We start from the raw sequence: 17,785 nt of genomic DNA on the forward strand, positions 1-17,785 counted from the left end.
GTCTCAAGGATGAAATATATTATGAAACAGGGCGGCCTAAGATGAATCAGCATCCCGACCGCCCTGTTTCGTTGTCTGTGTTTATTTTATCACATCGCTATTTTCACCGATGTTTTTCCTGTTCTGACGATATACACTTCGCCGGTGGGTACCGACAGAACCGTGTTGCCGCAGCATCTTGCCGTCTTTACCGTTGCGCCCGAGAGACTGTACACGGTCACATCGCCGGTGTAGCCGCTTATTGCAATGTCGCCGTGTCCGGCTTTTGTCACGCGGCATTGTGATGTCTCGTTGTTGTCTATACCTGTCAGATCCTCCTCGACTATATTGCCGAAATCTTTCCATTCCGGCGCGTTGCGGTAAGCCTCGGCAGAGCCTATGGGCACGGTGAGTGTGGCGTTCTCTTTGCTGACACCGTATAAAGCGTAGCTTCCGACTGTGGGTGGTACAGGATTCAGCATGTTTATTTTCTTCAGATTGGAACAAAGTTGGAATGCTCCTAATTCTATTGTCTCGACTGCTCCGCCTATCGTCACTTCCTCAAGCTGTGGGCAATACAGGAACATAGATGTGCTTATGGTTTTGAGTGAGTTGCCGATGACCGCTTTTTTAAGATTACCGCATGATGATATAGCCCCGAGACCGATTGTCGTCACGGAGTTTGGAATGGTTATCGATTCGATGGATGAATTGTAGAATGCTTTTTCGTCAATCAATACAACCGAGCTGGGTATCTCGATTTCGGTGAGACTCGAAGAGGAGAACGCTTGAATACCTATCTTGGTCACAGTGTTCGGTATGGTTACGCTTGTGATGTTTTCGTTCGAGTCGAATGCGCAGGTGCCAATTGCTGTGACGGTGTATGTCTTGCCGTCATATTCCACCTGCTCGGGAATTACAATGTCGCCCGAATATCTGTGCTCCTTGTCAGGATCTGATACGGAACATGTCGGATTGTCTCCGTCCGGCGTAAGGATGTCGTAGTACAAGCCGTCCACGACAAAATCGTATTTTCCATAGTCCGATGTGTCGGCTTGTGCTGTGCCGAATGATAATGTGAGAACCATCATGGCGACAGCTTTCATGGTGTAGTGTTTTCTCATAATGGTGGTTTGTGTTGTGCCTTTTGTTCCCTGTCAGGCTTGTTGGTGTGTGGATTATAGGAACAGAAACAAAAAGACGTGGGAACATCACCTGTCTGCTCATCCCACCCTTCATGGCTCTGGCATTGCCCGATTTGTCAGGACGAGCAACGCTGAAGCCCACGCCGATATGTATGGTCATACCTGCGCACAGCCTTTTGCAGGCTGTGTCGCTCAGGTGGCATATATACATACCTTCACTGGACATCTACCGTTGCCTTGTCTTTGACAAATTTATGAACTGCCAGATTCAGAAGGGTCAAGAACAAAGCGTTACAAAGTAAACGCCTTTCCATCAATGTCCGTCACAGCCTTCCGCCCACTTCGGGCTTCAGCGTAGGTGACGGTGCAAAGATAATAAAAGTCTGGGAGAAAGCACAAATGTTATGCTTACAATTTTATTGAATATTTTTAATAGTGTCATCACTGTTATCTGTGACTTTGAGAGATCTCCGGTGATGCTACTGTTATACTACTTTTGCCACCTGTAACGGTAGTTGAACCGCCTGTTCGGTGCCGTGTCGCCGTCTGTGCAGAGCGATATTGGCGTGTCCAGACTCTGCGGATTGTCTGCCCATTTGAAGTCGAACGTCATGCTGTCGCCCGTCAGTCCCATGAGCTTCCGCGGTATTCTCAACTCCATTTCGTTGTTGTTCACAGCATAGTCTATTGTTGCTGCATCGGTCCATCGGTTGAGCTCCGCGTCATATCGTTTCAGTGTTGTCTTCCTGTCGCTCTTTACCTCGAGGTTTACAATGAAGTCATAGCCGTACCATCCTGTGTTGCTGTTTTGGTCGGCGTCGATGAGCAACAGCATCCAGTTCTTGTCTGTGTAAGGTGTCAGCGTACTGTCTGTGCGCACATAGAAGTTCACGTATTTCCTGTCTGTCGTGACCTTTGCTTCCACTATGTCGTTGCGTCCGCTGTTGTTGGTGTATTTCAGTCCTGCATATCCGTTGTGGTTGCGGTGGTAAGTGTCGCCTTTCGTGTCGAGATAATACGACTTCACGTCCTTCCATTCGTCCGTTCTGCCGTCCGGCTTCGACTTTCTCAGTCCGCTGTTCCGCGGTATTTCCCTCACGCCTTTATATTTTCTGATGTTCTCCACCATCTGCATGTAGTAGTTGTCGGTGTATTGTCCTTTCGCAGGCTGTATTGTCCGGTTGAACTCAGCGTTGTATTGGTCAACGAAATAAAACGTGTTGTTGTCGCGTCCCAGGAATGTAGTTGGTCCGGGAAGTTCCGAACCCGGAGCCTTGCCCGTTTTATATTTTCCCGCCGTCCATTCGTTCCAGTCGTTCAGGTAGATGAAGTCAGGGTCTGTCTGCAGTGCTTCGTCCCATCTGTCCTGGAAGTATATGCCGTATCCTTCGGGATTTTCCACTTCCTTTCCGAGCCACGGCACGAATGTCTTTTCCGGCATGTCCTTGTCGTTCAGTTTCGGTTCGCCGGTGCCGGGACGCCAGCTCTTGCCCGTTATCGACAGCGGGTGCTGCGCCGGAGTCACTGCCATCTGCTCCATGCGTCCGTTGTGTGTGGCCGCACGCTGTTGTGGCGATAGAGCTGCCACGCGCTTGTCGTCCATCTGATAGCCGAAACTCCAGTTGTCTTCTGTTCCTACATATCGTTGTCCGCCCCAGTCATAATATCCCCACCACATGTTTCTCATCGTGAAGAAATCCTTCACTTCACGTGTATAGTCCTTGTAGAAAGGTTCCGCGTAGTCCGCGTCGCCGTAGTGAGGATTGGAAGGGTCGGTGGCAGCATGGCTGTCGTAGTTGGGATTAGGATTCTTCACTCCGCCGCCGTTTGCGTCGAGTTCCGGTCGCATGTTGCACAGCAGCAGCGGTTTTCCGTCCCAGTAGAACCAGAAATCCTTATATAGTCCTTTCTTGTAATAGCGTTCATATACCTGCTGCGTCACCGTTATCACAGCACCGTTGTATGTCCAGAAGCACACTTTCGGTACCTGGTTGCCCTCTTTCTTCATCTCCGTCATCACCTCAAACAGCGTGTCCCACTGCTGCCAGTAGCATACGGCGTTGGTCACATCGAGTATCAGTACGTCAACACCGGCGTCGGTCAGCATCGACAGGTCCTTGCGTATAACATACTTGTCGCAACTAAGGAAATATCCGTTTTCGGGTTCTCCCCAGTGATAGCTTCCTGCTGTGCTTGGTGGTCCCCACAGTCCCGTTGTATCGTCAAAGCGTGCGTCAGGATTGCTTTCGAGCGTTTCCGTCACGTTGCGGTAGTCTTTCGATGTGTTGTGCAGGCTCTCGTCGTGCCATGTCACGTAGAATATTCCCACGGTACGTTGTTTGTCCTTCTTGGGAAGTCCGGCTTCTTGTGCAGTCGGCATTATGCGTCCAAGTGCGTCGGTAGCCACCCATGTGTCGCTCATCAGGTCCTGTGCCATAGTGTCGGTGGCCATTGTTGCCATCGCCAGTGCGGTTATTGCGGTGAATAGTTTTCTCATGCAGGTTGTGTATTTTTTGGGTTTTTATGTAAAAAGCAGGTATGTAGTAATTGTTATTTCATTTTTTCGCATATCAGTAATAAGTGTTCTCCGGACACGGTTGTGCCGAAGATGTAAGTGTCGCCGCCGTCTTTCAGTTTCAGACGTTTGCGCAGCGCATCGGCCGTAAGCGGAAAGTTGCGCACTGCCACGTTGGCCTTATCGGTGTTGGCAAGGGCACGCTTCAGTTCCTTTTTGTTCATTGTCGTGACGTCTTTTATTAGGAAGGTTCTGCCCGGGAATGCTTCCGCTGCGCCGCGTGCCACAAAAAGATGGGAGTTCGCGTCCAGTGGTGCCACGTCCTTCTTTGCTGACAGCAAGGCGAAACATCCGGCTTTCATAACCGATGCATCCGGTATGTGCAGACACATACCTTTCAGAGTTGCAGCCACGTTGCCAATGGCTGCCGCTTCAGATATGAGAGCCGCACATGCCGCAGCCTCTCCTGTTCTGTCGGTGACGGCTGTTTCATTGTCGTTAAAAGTGAAGATACTGTCGTCGTTCACGCAGAAGGTTATTCTGTTTCCGTCTTCCTGACCTGTTATTACCACGAGCAGTTCTTTGCACTCGTTGCCTGTCGACACTATGTGTATCTCGCTCACGTGTGCCATCCCTGTGTTTTCGATTTCTCTTACGGTCTGCGATATGTCGAGCATAGGTGAGAGTTTCACCATCACTGCTTTTGATTTTGTGAGCATGAGCGGCAGCATGGTCAGGACATCCGGCGTACAGTCACTTATGGCATAGGTGCGTGCTCCGTTGCCGTCGCGTCGTGCCGGGTCTATGAAAAACATTGTTGTGTGCTTAGCTTCCGGCAGATAGGTGGTGCAGTCGGCGCATACCGTGCTTACGTTGCTGAGGCCAAGTTTCATGAAATTTGTCTCTGCTATGGCGCACAACCTTTCGTTGCGTTCTACATAAATACCTCTGCCGAATTCTCTTGCCATGAATGAGAAGTCCACGCCGAAGCCGCCTGTAAGGTCGGTGAGCACGGTCTCCGTGTCTTTTGTCTCTGTCGTCCTTTCCACAATACGGTGTGCCACCTCCGCCTTATAACGCGCTGTCTGCTCCGACGAGCACTGTTCCATCGACAGATGAGGCGGATAGGTCAGTCCGTCTGTCGCCGCCCATGAGGGCAGTTTGCGCCGTGCTGTCTGCCATCCGGCTATCTGTTCGAGTGCGAAGGTGAGATCTACACCTTCCGTGCCCTGATATTTCAGTGCGAGCCGGCGCACGTCGTCGTTACGGTGAGAGGCTATGAATTCGTCAGTAGTCATTGTATGTCTGTGTATGAAATGAAAATGATTTTGTGCAGACATTAGGGCGTAGCCTTGTCTGAAAAGCTTTAGTGGTCAATATTACTGATTACAAAGATATGAACTTTTTCGCATAATAAGTACATGCAAATCCTATAAAGGCGACAAATGGCGACATCTGGAAATCTGTGTCTTGTATACTTTCACTAAACTTTCATGTCATTTGTTTGCGTGTGTCAGGATTTTTTCCGAATATTGCAGATCTGTCGTGTGGACTTTTTCGGATGTACATCCCGGGCGGACAATCTTATAAACACGGCACAGCGGTACTGTCAGGATGACATCCTTCTTTTGAAATACGGATTCACATTGTCTTCAGGACAATAGAATATCAACGATTGTCATGCAAACAATACTGATTGTAGAAGATGAAAAGAGAGTTGCCGATCTGTTGAAAATAGGATTGGAGGAAAATGGTTATCAGGCCGTTGTTGCTTATGACGGCCTGATGGGGCTCCGGCTGTTCCGTTCCGGCACATACCATTTGGTCATCTCGGACATAATCCTTCCCAAGATGGATGGCTTTGAGCTTTGCAAGGAGATACGCAAGTGCAACGAACATGTGCCCATACTAATGCTTACGGCTCTCGGTTCTGCCGACGACAAGCTCGAAGGCTTTGATGCCGGGGCCGACGACTATATGGTGAAACCTTTCGACTTCAGGGAACTTAATGCGCGTGTCCGTGTGCTTCTGAAGAGAAGCGCGGAGCGTGTGGCCACTACTCCCGGACACATCAGCTATGCCGATATTTCTGTAAATCTTGATATGCGCGAGGTCCAGCGTGCCGGCGTCACCATAAAGTTGTCTCCCAAAGAATACAATCTGTTGGTTTATATGATGGAGAATGCCGAGAAGGTCATCACGCGTGTGGAGATTGCCGAGAACGTGTGGAACACCCATTTTGACACAGGCACCAATTTCATAGATGTCTATATAAATTATCTCCGCAAGAAGGTGGACAAGGATTTTGACAGAAAACTCATTCACACGAAACCCGGAGTAGGGTTCATCTTTTCAGACAAGATATGAAGATACGTACAGCCCTGACGCTGAAAAACACATGTGCCACGGCAGCTGTGTTTCTGGCCTGCCTCACAATGATTTATATTGTGAGCGAACACACACGCAGCAAGACTTTTTTTCATGATTTAAGTGGTGAGGCAATTACCAAGGCGCATCTTTTTCTGCGCGATCAGGTCGATGCTCGCACGATGCAGTCTATCTATCTCAACAACCGCAAGTTCATCAATGAGGTCGAGGTTGCCGTTTATACCACCGGCTTCCGCATGCTTTATCATGACGCCATACAGAACGACATCATAAAGGAAGACCGTAGCATGATAAACCGCATTATCCGGGAGAAGGAAATAAAGTTTTATGTCGGCAAGTATCAGTGCATCGGCATGCTCTATCATTTCCAAGGCCGCGACTACATCATCACGGCGGCTGCCTACGACGGTTACGGTTACAACAATCTTTATGAACTTCAGAAAGCTCTTGTGGTTTTGTTTCTTGTCGGACTTTCGTTGCTGTTTGTAGTGTGCTATTTTCTTGCACGTTCCTCACTTAAGCCTATTAGAGATATTGTGAAGGAAGCCGAAACCATAACGAGTTCGCAGATGGATCATCGCCTGCCTGTGAGAAACGCTCACGACGAACTCGGCGAGCTTAGCATAGCCTTCAATTCCTTGCTCGACCGTCTGCAGATATCGTTCGATTCGCAGAAGATGTTTGTCAGCAACGTGTCGCACGAACTGCGCACACCGTTGGCCGCGCTTATTGCCGAGCTCGACCTTTCCCTGCAAAAAGAACGTAGCGGCGAGCATTACCGCCGTGCCATTGAGAATGCCCTTAGCGACGCCCGCCGTATGACAAAGCTCATAGACGGACTGCTCAATCTGGCAAAGGCCGACTATCAGAAAGAACAGATACGCATGAAGGAGATAAGGCTCGACGAGCTTTTGCTCGATGTGCGCAGCTACATACTCAAGGCGCATCCGGAATATAAAGTCAACATCCTGTTCGAACAGGAGGATGCCGACGACGACCGGATGATAACCGTCATGGGAAACGTGTATCTGTTAAGCATCGCCTTCTCAAATCTCATTGAGAACAACTGCAAGTATTCGGCCGACAAGACATCGTTCGTGCAGATTTCATATTGGGACCGTTTTACCGTCGTTCGTCTTTCTGATGATGGCATCGGTATGACCGACACCGACAAGGAAAAACTGTTCACTCTTTTCTATCGCGGCAACCACGAGACAAATGTCGAGGGTCACGGCATCGGCATGACTCTTTCGCATAAAATCATATCCTTGCATCAGGGCCGTATAGATGTTCATTCAACACATGGTGAAGGTACTACGTTTGTTATAGAACTTCCACATGTCTGATGTGTTTTCATCATCCCGCTCCGTGTGTATTGCTTTTCGGTTCGGAGAAGATTTTTTCTAATGATTTTCTAATAGCGTTCTAATACATTTCTAACAGCCACTCCGATTGTTTCTGTTTACTTTTGCGCCGTTGAAAAATTAAAGTATTAACCAGACAAAAGTAGAGAACGATGTGGAAGAAAAGAAAAGGCAATTTAGTTTTTGCTTACGATACCGCGAAGGTATTCATGGCAGCGACGCAGCCGCTTGTCTCTGTTTACAGTTTATTTCAGACGTCCAGAATAGGACTGCGTGCCGAAGAAGTCGAACGCAGACGGTCGGTCTTCGGACGCAATGAGGTGGAGCACGAAAAGAAGAAGAATCCCTTTTCCACTTTCATAAAGGCTTTCATCAATCCGTTCATAGGTGTGCTCACGGTTCTTGTGGTGGTGTCGTTTATCCTTGATGTGCTCACGGCCGAACCGGGTGAGCAGGACTGGACTGCAATTATCATCATTTCGGTCATGGTTGTTTCGAGTTCCATTCTCAAGTTCAGACAAGAGTGGAAGGCTGGAGTTTCGAGCGAGGCGCTGCTCAGAATGGTTACCAATACCTGCTATGTGAGGCGTGCGGGTAATCATGATGAAGAGATCGACATATCCGAACTTGTGCCGGGCGACATTGTGATGATTGCTGCAGGCGACATGATACCTGCCGATATGCGCATCATTGAGGCAAAAGACCTGTTTGTGAGCCAGACATCGCTCACGGGAGAGTCCAACCCGATAGAAAAACATCCGCATGCACTGAAAGGCATGACGGCCGATAAGAGCATAGCCGAACTCGATAACATCTGTTTCCTTGGCTCTAATGTGGTCAGCGGTTCCGCAACTGGAATAGTGTTCGCAACCGGCAACGACACTTATATGGGTTCTATTGCCAAAGGCATCACCGGTCACCGTGCAGCCACTGCTTTCGATAAAGGCATCAGCAGGGTGAGTTTTCTGCTCATACGTTTCATGCTTGTGATGATTCCTTTCGTATTTCTCGTGAACGGTTTCACAAAAGGCGACTGGCTGGAGGCATTCATATTTGCCGTTTCCGTGGCGGTGGGTCTCACCCCGGAAATGCTTCCGATGATAGTCACTGCCAATCTTTCGAAAGGGGCCGTGGCCATGTCGCGCAAGAAAACCATTGTGAAGGATCTTAACGCCATACAGAATTTCGGAGCGATGGACATATTGTGCACGGACAAGACGGGAACGCTCACTTGCGACCAGATTGTGCTTGAGAAATACATCAACGCCGACGGGAGCGATGACGATGACAAGCGCATACTGCGGCATGCCTATTTCAACAGCTTCTTTCAGACGGGCTTAAAGAATCTTATGGACAAGGCCATCCTGTCGCATGTAAGGGATCTTTCGCTGGAATATCTGAAAGACGATTACAGAAAAGTGGATGAGATACCGTTCGACTTCACCCGTCGTAGAATGTCGGTGGTGGTGGAGGATAAGGCCGGCAAGCGTCAGATTATAACAAAGGGAGCCGTTGAGGAGATGCTCGCCATCTGCTCGCATGCCGAGTATAAGGGTGCGGTGCATCCACTTACGCCGGAACTGAGGGAGAAGGCACTGGAGATAAGCGGTCGTATGAACAGACAGGGCATGCGTGTGCTTGCGGTAGCGCATAAAAGTTATCTCAGCAAGGACCGTGACTTCAGCGTTGCCGATGAGAGCGGCATGGTGCTTATCGGCTATCTTGCCTTTCTCGATCCACCTAAACCCTCGGCAGCAAGCGCCATACGCCAGTTGCACGAGCATGGCATAGAAGTGAAGATACTGTCGGGTGACAACGATGCTGTGGTGCAGACCATAGCCCGTCAGGTAGGCATAGACACGAGTTGCGCGGTCAGCGGACCTGAACTTGAACACATGGATGCCTCAGAGCTGCGCAAGGCAGTACTGCGCACAAAGGTATTTGCCAGACTGACACCCGACCAGAAGACTCTTATCATATCGCTGCTTCAGGAACAGAACCACACCGTAGGCTTCCTTGGCGACGGCATCAACGACGCTGCCGCGCTGCGTCAGTCAGACATCGGCATATCTGTTGATTCGGCCGTTGACATAGCAAAGGAAAGTGCAGACATCATTCTGCTTGAGAAGGACCTTATGGTGCTCGAGGATGGCGTGCTGGAAGGAAGACGTACGTTTGGCAATATTACCAAATACATCAAGATGACGGCAAGCTCCAACTTCGGCAATATGTTCAGTGTGATGGCTGCCAGTGCGTTCCTGCCGTTCCTGCCTATGCTGCCCATACATCTGCTCATTCAGAATCTGCTCTACGACATATCGCAGACTGCCATTCCGTTCGACCGTATGGACGCTGATTATCTGCGCCGTCCGCGCAAGTGGGATGCTTCCGACCTGAGCCGGTTCATGATTTTCATCGGTCCGATAAGTTCCGTATTCGACATTGCCACTTATCTTGTCATGTGGTATGTGTTCGGCTGCGACTCGTCCGCCCATCAGTCGTTGTTCCAGTCTGGATGGTTTGTGGAGGGACTGCTCTCACAGACACTCATCGTGCATATGATACGTACGCGCAGAATTCCGTTCGTGCAGAGCCGTGCGTCGTGGAAGGTCAGCACGATGACTCTGCTCATAGTGACGGTCGGTATCCTCATTCCTTTCACGCCGTTGGGCGGTGCAATAGGTCTGGAACCTCTGCCTTTGGCCTATTTCCCGTGGTTGTTGGGCATACTGCTGTCATACTGTGTGCTGACGCAGATTGTGAAGAACTGGTATGTAAGACGTTTTGTGAAATGGCTTTAACCGGTGGAAAAGTGTCATGAGACATATGTTTTTGATTTTTGTTATGACGGCGGCTGTCTTTGGCAGCCGCCTTTCGGCTCAGGACGTCAGACTGAGCCACACTACCGAATTGCAGACCGCCTTCCGCGGTAGTTGCAACTGGGTGAACATGTTGCGTACAGACTGCAGTCTCCCTTTGGGCCGGCATCTGAACGCCAGTCTTGCTTCCGTCAGTATAGCACGGACATCTTCAGAGCGGTTGTTGTCCGACCGGCAGGTGTTCTCCAATATAGATGAAGCCAGTCTTCCCTTTGCTCCTGCCGTGCTTGGGTTGGAGTGGAAAGACCGCAGGGTGGCGTTGTTCCTGGGCATACGCAATGTCAATGAGGATTATTTCACGTCGCCGTGCGTCTCTCTGTTCACAAACAGTTCGTGCGGCATATTTCCCACGATATCGTCCAATTATCCTATAGCCAACTATCCGGTCGCCGCAGTAGGCGCGGATGTGAAGATAGACTTGGGACAATGGAGTGTTGAGGCTTCTGTTTATAACGGAACGGGCCACAACCGTCTTACGGGTCGTGAGAATGTTTTCCGCATATGTCCTGCTCACGACGGTGTGTTCGGCATGATGGCGGCGGGATATGAGAATGATGGCTCGTGCTGTTATGCGGGCATGGCCGTTTATCACGGAGTTCCTGCTGCCGACAGTGTGGAGACGGACAGGACGGCGATGTCGTCCGCCCAAGGGCTTTACGCCACATTGTGGGGCTACGCCGAACTGCGGGTCGGCCGGCATATGCACGTTCTTGCCCAGTGTTCGGGCAGCACGGTGACCGATGGCTGCCGTATGTATGCAGGCGGTGGGGTGGTGATGGAGCGGGACCGGGTGTGCGGCGGACTGTTTGCCGGATATGCCGGTTACGGCAATGAGAGTGAGCTGGCCTGTGAGGCTACGTGCCGTATAGACTGTGCGAAGAACGTATATGTGCAGCCCGCCGTGCATTTTGTGAGAAACTCACACGAGTGCGGTGTGGCGGCAATGTTGAGACTCGGCTTCAGTTGCAACTGGCATCTGTGACAATTGCAACCCGGTTGCACCGCTTTTGAGCTAATTTTGCCTGCAGAAACATAAACGAGAAAATATGTGTGAACATCATCATCATACTCATGTGTGGCCGATAATGGTGTCGGCCGTCATGCTAGCCGGCGGACTTGTAGCCTCGGGTGCAGGCGTTGCGTGGTTTGAAGGTATAGTGGCGCTGTTGTGGTATCTTGCAGCTTTCCTGCCGGTTGGTTCGGGAGTGGTGCGCTCGGCTGCCGTGCATGCCTCTCACGGCGACGTGTTCAACGAGTTCATGCTCATGGCTCTTGCTTCGGCCGGTGCCTTTGTCATAGGCGAATATCCCGAGGCGGTGGCAGTGATGCTGCTTTATCAGGCAGGCGAGATGCTGCAACATCGCGCCGTGGAACGCGTGCGCCGCAACATAAGCAGCATGGTGGCGTTCCGCCCCGACCGTGCTTCGGTGGTGAGAGACGGCGGTGTGGTGATGTGCACACCCGAGTCGGTGGCAGTGGGCGAGACCATAGAGGTGAGGCCCGGTGAGCGTGTACCTCTCGACGGCGAGCTGCTTACGGCCGACGCTCCGTTTGACACCTCGGTGCTCACGGGCGAGTCGCTGCCGCGTGTTATTGCTACGGGCGGCGAGGTGTCGGCCGGAATGATAGCCACGGGCAACGTAGTACGTCTGCGTGTGATACGCCCGGCGGGCGAGTCGGCCGTGGCACGCATACTCAGGCTTGTGGAGGAAGCGTCGGCCCGCAAGGCTCCTACCGAGCTGTTCATCCGCCGCTTCGCACGCATATATACGCCTGTGGTGTTCGGCCTTGCGGTGCTGGTGGTGCTTGTGCCGTGGTTGTGCAGTCTTGCAGGTGTGTGCGGTCAGTATGACCTCGGTCTTTGGTTCGGCCGCGCACTCATATTCCTTGTCATATCGTGTCCGTGCGCTCTCGTCATCAGTGTGCCCCTCGGCTATTTCGCAGGTATAGGTGCTGCGTCGCGTCGTGGCATACTGTTCAAGGGCGGAGGAAGCATTGACGCCATAGCAGGTGTTGACACCGTGGCGTTCGACAAGACCGGCACACTCACCCACGGACGCTTCAGTGTGCGTCGTGTGGAGGGACTTTCAAACTCCGACCTGGCCATGGTGGCAGCCATGGAGCGTTCGTCAACGCATCCCGTGGCACGCGCCATAGTGGAATATGCCGGACATTTTGCTCCGCCGGCCGCCATGCCCGACGTCAGAACCGTGGCCGGCTACGGTCTGGAAGCCGGCAACTGGCTCGCCGGCACGCCCCGTCTGCTTGTACGCCACGGCATAATCGTGCCCGAACTGCTGACAGACGAGCAGGGAACAATAGTCGCTGTTGCCGCCGACGGCGCGTACAAGGGTTGCATAATACTGGGCGACACGGTGCGTTCAGACGCCCGCGAAGCCATTGGCAGTCTGGGACTGCACACCGTGATACTGTCCGGCGACCGCCAGACTATTGTTGACGACGTGGCTGAAGCAACGGGTGCCGGCCGTGGTTACGGCGATCTGTTGCCGGGCGGAAAGGCCGAATACATAGCCTCGATGCAGCGCGACGGTCACAGGGTGGCGTTCGTCGGCGACGGCATCAACGACGCGCCGGTGCTCGCCACGAGCGATGCGGGCATAGCCTTCGGAGCAGGCAGTGCCGACATGGCAGTGGAGACAGCCGACATAGTGATACACAGCGAACGGCTGACGAAGATAGGCGAGGCCATAGCTGCCGCACGCCGCACGCGCCGCATTGTGAAACAGAACATCGTGATGGCCATAGGTTTCAAGGTGATGGTGATGCTGTTGGGTGTGTTCGGAGCGGCCAACATATGGATGGCAGTATTTGCCGACACCGGCGTGGCACTGCTTGCCGTGCTCAACTCGATGCGCATTTTTTCGCAGCCGCGCGGCCATAAGGCGTGAAAACATTTTGTAATGTGCGTTTATTTGGCTAACTTCGCAGCATGATACGTTGAAAACTCCTGACATATCACACCTGAAACAATGACCGACGAACAATTCTATCTTGATAAACTGAAGCACCGCGGCATACGCCCTACGGCCACCCGGCTGCTCATTCTGCGCGAGATGATACGCGGCGACGAAGCCGTTTCGCTGCCCGACATGGAGCGTTATCTGCCCACAGTAGATAAATCCACCATATCGCGCACGCTCTCGCTGTTTCTGCTCAACCGCCTTGTGCACGTCATAGACGACGGTTCTGGCTCGCTCAAATATGCTGTCTGTTCAGACGACTGCGACTGTTCGGTGGAGGACGAGCACACCCACTTCTACTGCACCTCGTGCCAGCGCACCTTCTGTCTGAAGCAGATAGCCGTGCCGGTGGTGGATCTGCCGCCCGGATTCACGCTGTCGAGCATCAACTATGTGCTCAAGGGACTGTGTCCGGAGTGTGCGGCCGGCGAGCGGTGAGAGCGTGGCTGAAACAATGGTAAACGCCCGGAAATTGCATAATTATGCAATTCTGAAAGTAAAAAATTTTGACAAAAATTTTTTGTGAAATAGAAAACGAGCGGCTGCGGGAAAGGCTTTTCCGCAGCCGTTTTGTGTATGCGCCACTGTGTGCGATGCATTTGCGGAAAGCACTCTTTTGTTCATTGGATTATGAAAAGCACCGTTCCGGTTTGCATTAAAGCCTTTATCAGAGTACGGAATGGACATTATCAGGGTGCGAAATGAACGGTATTAGGGCATGAAACAGACCGTTTCATGCCCTAATACTGGCTATATTGTGACGCGCGGAAAATGATGTCGGAAGTGGGCTGTAGCTAAATTATTGATAGTCAAAGCATTGCGTAAAGTCTCTGAGAATCGCGTATATGAATCCGCGGACACTTTTGTCGCCGGCGTTGGCACTCTCGTGAAGTTGACGTTGAATATTTATGCAATACCCCCAAACGCTTTTGTATAAATATGCAGAGTCGGTTTGTACCTTCACGACAGACAATAGAATGTGGCGGAAAGGCTTTTATTTTGCGTGTGACAATAAGAAAAACACCGGCGGCATGATTCATGCGTCACCGGTGTTTTATGCTGTCAGGCGAGGCGTAACGGGCCCGGCGCCTGACCGTATGGTATGAATCTTATTTCAGATTCTTGAACAGCATCTGTGAGAACATTGTGAGATATATGCGCCAGTTGCGCCAGAGATGACCTCCGTCGTTCTCGTAGTATTCGTATTTATAACCCTTCTCGTCGAAATATTCGCGCAGAATCTTGTTAGGTTCGTACAGGAAGTCGTCCTTGCCTATGGCTATCCAGTAGAGCTCGGGCTTGCTGTCGAAGAGCTTCTGCAGCAGATCGCATGTCTCCTTGTCGGCTCTCAGTTTTTCGGCAAAGTTGCTCAGGTCCATGTTGCCCCTTATCCACGGAGCGGCGGAGAACAGACCGTAGTAGTCGAACGTTTCGGGATAGAGCATCGATACGCCGAAGGTGTGGCCGCCGCCCATTGACAGTCCGCATACGGCGCGGCCTTCGCGTTTCTTTATGGTGCGGTAGTTGTTGTCGATGAAGTTCACTATGTCCATGAAGCTTTCCTCCATTGAGGCCTTGGCTTTTGCCTTTATGGTGTAGTGGCCCGGTATGTACATGCCCGCCGACCATTCGCCCGGAGCTGCGCTGCAGTTGGTGTTGCCGTTGGGCATTACGACGATCATCGGCTTGGCCTTGCCTGCGGCGATGAGGTTGTCGAGTATCTGTGTGGCGCGGCCCAGTTCGCTCCATGCGTTCTCGTCGCCGCCCATGCCGTGCATGAGATACATGACGGGATAGCGTTTCTTGCCGTCATATCCGGCCGGAGTATAGACGGTGAGGCGGCGCTTGAGGCCCAGCGTGGGGCTGTCATACCACACTTTGGCTACAGTTCCGTGCGGTACGTTGTTCACACTGTAGAGCGATCCGCGGTCGCCTTTCTCCTTAGAGACGATGAACAGGCTTGAGTAGGTAGTTATGTCGCGGTTCATGTATGTGTTGGACGGATCGACCATGCGCATGCCGTCAACGTTGAAGCTGTAAGAGTATAGCTCCGGTGCGAGCGGTTTGGTGGTGACTGTCCACATGCCCTTGTCGTTCTTTGTCATCGGTAGAGTCATGCCGCTTATCTGGTTGAAGTCGCCCGATACCTCCACTTTCTGTGCGTTGGGTGCGAAGAGGTTGAATGTTACGCTGCCGTCGGCGTTCTCCACCGGCGATACGGCCGAGGCCTTGTCCCACAGGGCCTGCTGTGCCATGGATGCCACGCTTAGTGCCATTCCGGCCAAAAGGATTGTCAAACGTTTCATATTTGTCTTGTTTTCGTTTTGTTATTGGTATAAGTATGTTTGTGTTTTCGTGTCATTGCTGTGCGCCGAGTCTGCGGCGGCAGTCCTCGAGAATGGCCGTCAGCTCCTCGACGGTTGTGGCGCGGAGCATTGCTATGCGTGTCTGGCGGAAGTCGGGTATGCCTTTGAAGATTGGCGTGGAGGCAAGATGGCGGCGGGTGTGTAGTATGCCGCGGTACTCGTCGATGCGTTCCACGTTGATGTGGAGCTGTTCCTCGAGAATGTCAATCTTGCGGTCGAGGTCGAGCGAAAGGTCCTGCGGACGGCCGTCGAGATAGTCGCGCATCTCCTTGAATATCCACGGGCGACCGAAGGTGGCACGTCCCACCATGACGGCATCCACGCCGTAGTCGTTGAAAGCGCGCTCGGCCTCTTCCGGCGATGTTATGTCGCCGTTGCCTATGATGGGTATGTGTATGCGCGGATTGCGCTTCACCTCGCCTATGAGCGTCCAGTCGGCGTTGCCGGTGTACATCTGTGCACGGGTGCGGCCGTGTATGGTGAGCGCCTGTATGCCGCAGTCTTGAAGCTGCTCGGCAAGGTCGGTTATGATGAGGTGGCTGCTGTCCCATCCCAGACGGGTCTTGACGGTGACGGGTGTGTGTACGGCTTTGACCACCTGGCGCGTTATGTCGAGCATGAGTGGAATGTTCTGCAGCATGCCCGCACCGGCTCCCTTGCCCGCCACTTTCTTGACGGGGCAGCCGAAGTTGAGGTCGATGACGTCGGGATGTGCCTCTTCCACTATCCTGGCTGCCTCCACCATGGCGTCGGTGTCGCGGCCGTATATCTGTATGCCTACGGGCCGTTCGTCGTCGCTTATGTTGAGTTTGTTGACTGTTGATTTGATGGAGCGTACGAGAGCCTCGGCGCTTACAAACTCAGTGTAAACCATTGAGGCGCCGAAACGCTTGCAGAGCTGACGGAAGCCGATGTCTGTCACGTCTTCCATCGGGGCAAGAAACAGAGGTCTGTCTCCGAATTCTATGTTTCCTATTTTCATTGTCTGTTGTTTTATTGCAGAAGATGATAAGTGCCGCCGGCGTACATTTTGACCACGCCTTTCATCTCGAGCGAGAAGAGCAGTGCCGACATGCGCTGTACGGGGATGCCTGTGCGCACGGCGAGCATATTGATTTGCATGTCGTTGGTCTTGGCGAGCGTCGAGACGATGAGCTGCTCGTCGTCGGTGAGTTCGGGAAAGAGCTGGCGCTCGATGCCTTGCTGGCGGGCGTCGCGCAGGGCGGAGTCGTTGTCCCACGTCATGGCGGCGGCAAGGTCGGCGGCGCAGGTTATGAGTGCCGCTCCGTTGTCGCGTATGAGGTTGTTGCAGCCTTCGCTGTAGGTCATTCCCACCGCTCCGGGGAAGGCGAACACGTCGCGTCCGTAGCTCTGGGCTATGCCTGTGGTGATGAGTCCGCCGCCGTGGCTGGCGCTCTCCACGAGAAGTGTGGCGTCGGCCATGCCTGCCACGATGCGGTTGCGGCGCACGAAGTTCACCTTGTCGGCGTTGGTGCCGGTGAGAAACTCGGTGATGAGGCCGCCCCGGGTGAGCATCTCGCGTGCCGTGTCCCTGTGGCTTGAGGGATAGATGGTGTCGAGACCGTGGGCAAGGACGGCGGCAGTGTCGAAGCCCGAGCGCAGGGCGTTGCGGTGGGCGCAGATATCCACGCCGTAGGCAAGGCCGCTTATGATGAGCACGTCGGGGCATATCTGCCGCAAGTCGTCGCAGAAGCGGCGTATGAGGTCCTGACCGTAGGATGTGCAGTGGCGCGTGCCGACGATGCTCAGGACGCGTGCGCGGTTGAGGTCGGCGGTGCCTTTGTAGAACAGCATGAGCGGAGCGTCGTCGCACTCACGCAGCCGCGACGGATAGCGCGTGTCGTTCATCGTGAGCGGTGTGATGCCGTGGGCCTCGTCATACTCCAGCTCTGCTTCGGCGCGTCGCAACGGTTCGCTCACGTCTTTCAGCGCGTCGATGAGGCGCTGTGTGGCGTCGGGCAGCACGTCGCGTATGTCGTCACGGTGGTCCATTACAGCCGTGGCGGAGCCGAGACGCCGGTATAGCTCGAGCATTCCGGCGAGGCTGAAGTAGTTGATGCGCGTGAGCGCTATGGTGTTGATTATTTCCTGTGAGTTGTCCATCGGCACATTGCTGTTGCGGTTTGCGTTGCCGGCATCACGTCCGG

The 17,785-nt window shown here is 52.8% G+C and carries 12 protein-coding genes; 6 read left to right on the forward strand and 6 right to left on the reverse strand.

The genetic code is table 11. The annotated features are described in order from the left end of the window. Positions 1-89: 89 nt before the first annotated feature. The 3 genes from WKT13_RS02290 to WKT13_RS02300 form a co-directional block, all read right to left on the reverse strand. Positions 90-1,103: a leucine-rich repeat domain-containing protein gene (locus WKT13_RS02290; protein WP_340322644.1), complete on the reverse strand. Its 1,014-nt coding sequence runs from the start codon at positions 1,101-1,103 to the stop codon at positions 90-92. Between the two features lie 511 nt (positions 1,104-1,614). Further along, positions 1,615-3,621 (reverse strand): hypothetical protein, encoded by a 2,007-nt coding sequence (locus tag WKT13_RS02295; protein ID WP_340322645.1) that lies wholly within the window; start codon positions 3,619-3,621, stop codon positions 1,615-1,617. 53 nt (positions 3,622-3,674) lie between these two features. Continuing rightward, positions 3,675-4,937 carry a THUMP-like domain-containing protein gene (locus tag WKT13_RS02300; protein ID WP_340322646.1) on the reverse strand — a complete coding sequence of 421 codons (1,263 nt, stop codon included), beginning with the start codon at positions 4,935-4,937 and terminating at the stop codon, positions 3,675-3,677. A gap of 382 nt (positions 4,938-5,319) precedes the next feature. Here WKT13_RS02300 and WKT13_RS02305 point away from each other — a divergent pair, with 382 nt between their 5' ends. From WKT13_RS02305 to WKT13_RS02330, 6 genes are all read left to right on the forward strand, one after another. Next, entirely contained in the window at positions 5,320-6,006 is a 687-nt protein-coding gene (locus tag WKT13_RS02305) for a response regulator transcription factor (protein ID WP_340322647.1), read from the forward strand. Beyond that, on the forward strand, positions 6,003-7,373 hold the full coding sequence (locus WKT13_RS02310; protein ID WP_340322648.1) for a HAMP domain-containing sensor histidine kinase: 1,371 nt from the start codon (positions 6,003-6,005) through the stop codon (positions 7,371-7,373). Before WKT13_RS02305 ends, WKT13_RS02310 begins: the two co-directional genes overlap by 4 nt. Before the next feature lie 170 nt (positions 7,374-7,543). Further along, positions 7,544-10,192: a magnesium-translocating P-type ATPase gene (gene mgtA / locus WKT13_RS02315; RefSeq protein WP_340322649.1), complete on the forward strand. Its 2,649-nt coding sequence runs from the start codon at positions 7,544-7,546 to the stop codon at positions 10,190-10,192. A 16-nt stretch (positions 10,193-10,208) separates the two neighbouring features. Further along, positions 10,209-11,252, forward strand: coding sequence for a carbohydrate porin (locus tag WKT13_RS02320; RefSeq protein WP_340322650.1), 1,044 nt, complete (start codon positions 10,209-10,211; stop codon positions 11,250-11,252). 64 nt (positions 11,253-11,316) lie between these two features. Further along, positions 11,317-13,179 (forward strand): heavy metal translocating P-type ATPase, encoded by a 1,863-nt coding sequence (locus WKT13_RS02325; protein WP_340322651.1) that lies wholly within the window; start codon positions 11,317-11,319, stop codon positions 13,177-13,179. A gap of 81 nt (positions 13,180-13,260) precedes the next feature. Continuing rightward, a complete protein-coding gene (locus tag WKT13_RS02330) occupies positions 13,261-13,689 on the forward strand; it encodes a Fur family transcriptional regulator (protein ID WP_340322652.1) in 429 nt (142 codons plus the stop codon). A 671-nt stretch (positions 13,690-14,360) separates the two neighbouring features. On the opposite strand, the gene WKT13_RS02335 is transcribed toward WKT13_RS02330, so the two are convergent. The 3 genes from WKT13_RS02335 to dprA are packed head-to-tail and all read right to left on the reverse strand — an operon-like array spanning position 14,361 to position 17,741. Then, positions 14,361-15,557, reverse strand: a complete 1,197-nt coding sequence (locus WKT13_RS02335) for an esterase (protein WP_340322653.1) — start codon at positions 15,555-15,557, stop codon at positions 14,361-14,363. Between the two features lie 52 nt (positions 15,558-15,609). Further along, a complete protein-coding gene (gene dusB, locus WKT13_RS02340; protein ID WP_340322654.1) occupies positions 15,610-16,599 on the reverse strand; it encodes a tRNA dihydrouridine synthase DusB in 990 nt (329 codons plus the stop codon). 11 nt (positions 16,600-16,610) lie between these two features. After that, complete coding sequence (dprA, locus tag WKT13_RS02345; protein ID WP_340322655.1) at positions 16,611-17,741, reverse strand: DNA-processing protein DprA; 1,131 nt, start codon at positions 17,739-17,741, stop codon at positions 16,611-16,613. Positions 17,742-17,785: the final 44 nt, after the last annotated feature.

The sequence above is a fragment of the Prevotella sp. HCN-7019 genome (assembly GCF_037890215.1).
Classification (GTDB): Bacteria; Bacteroidota; Bacteroidia; order Bacteroidales; family Bacteroidaceae; genus Prevotella.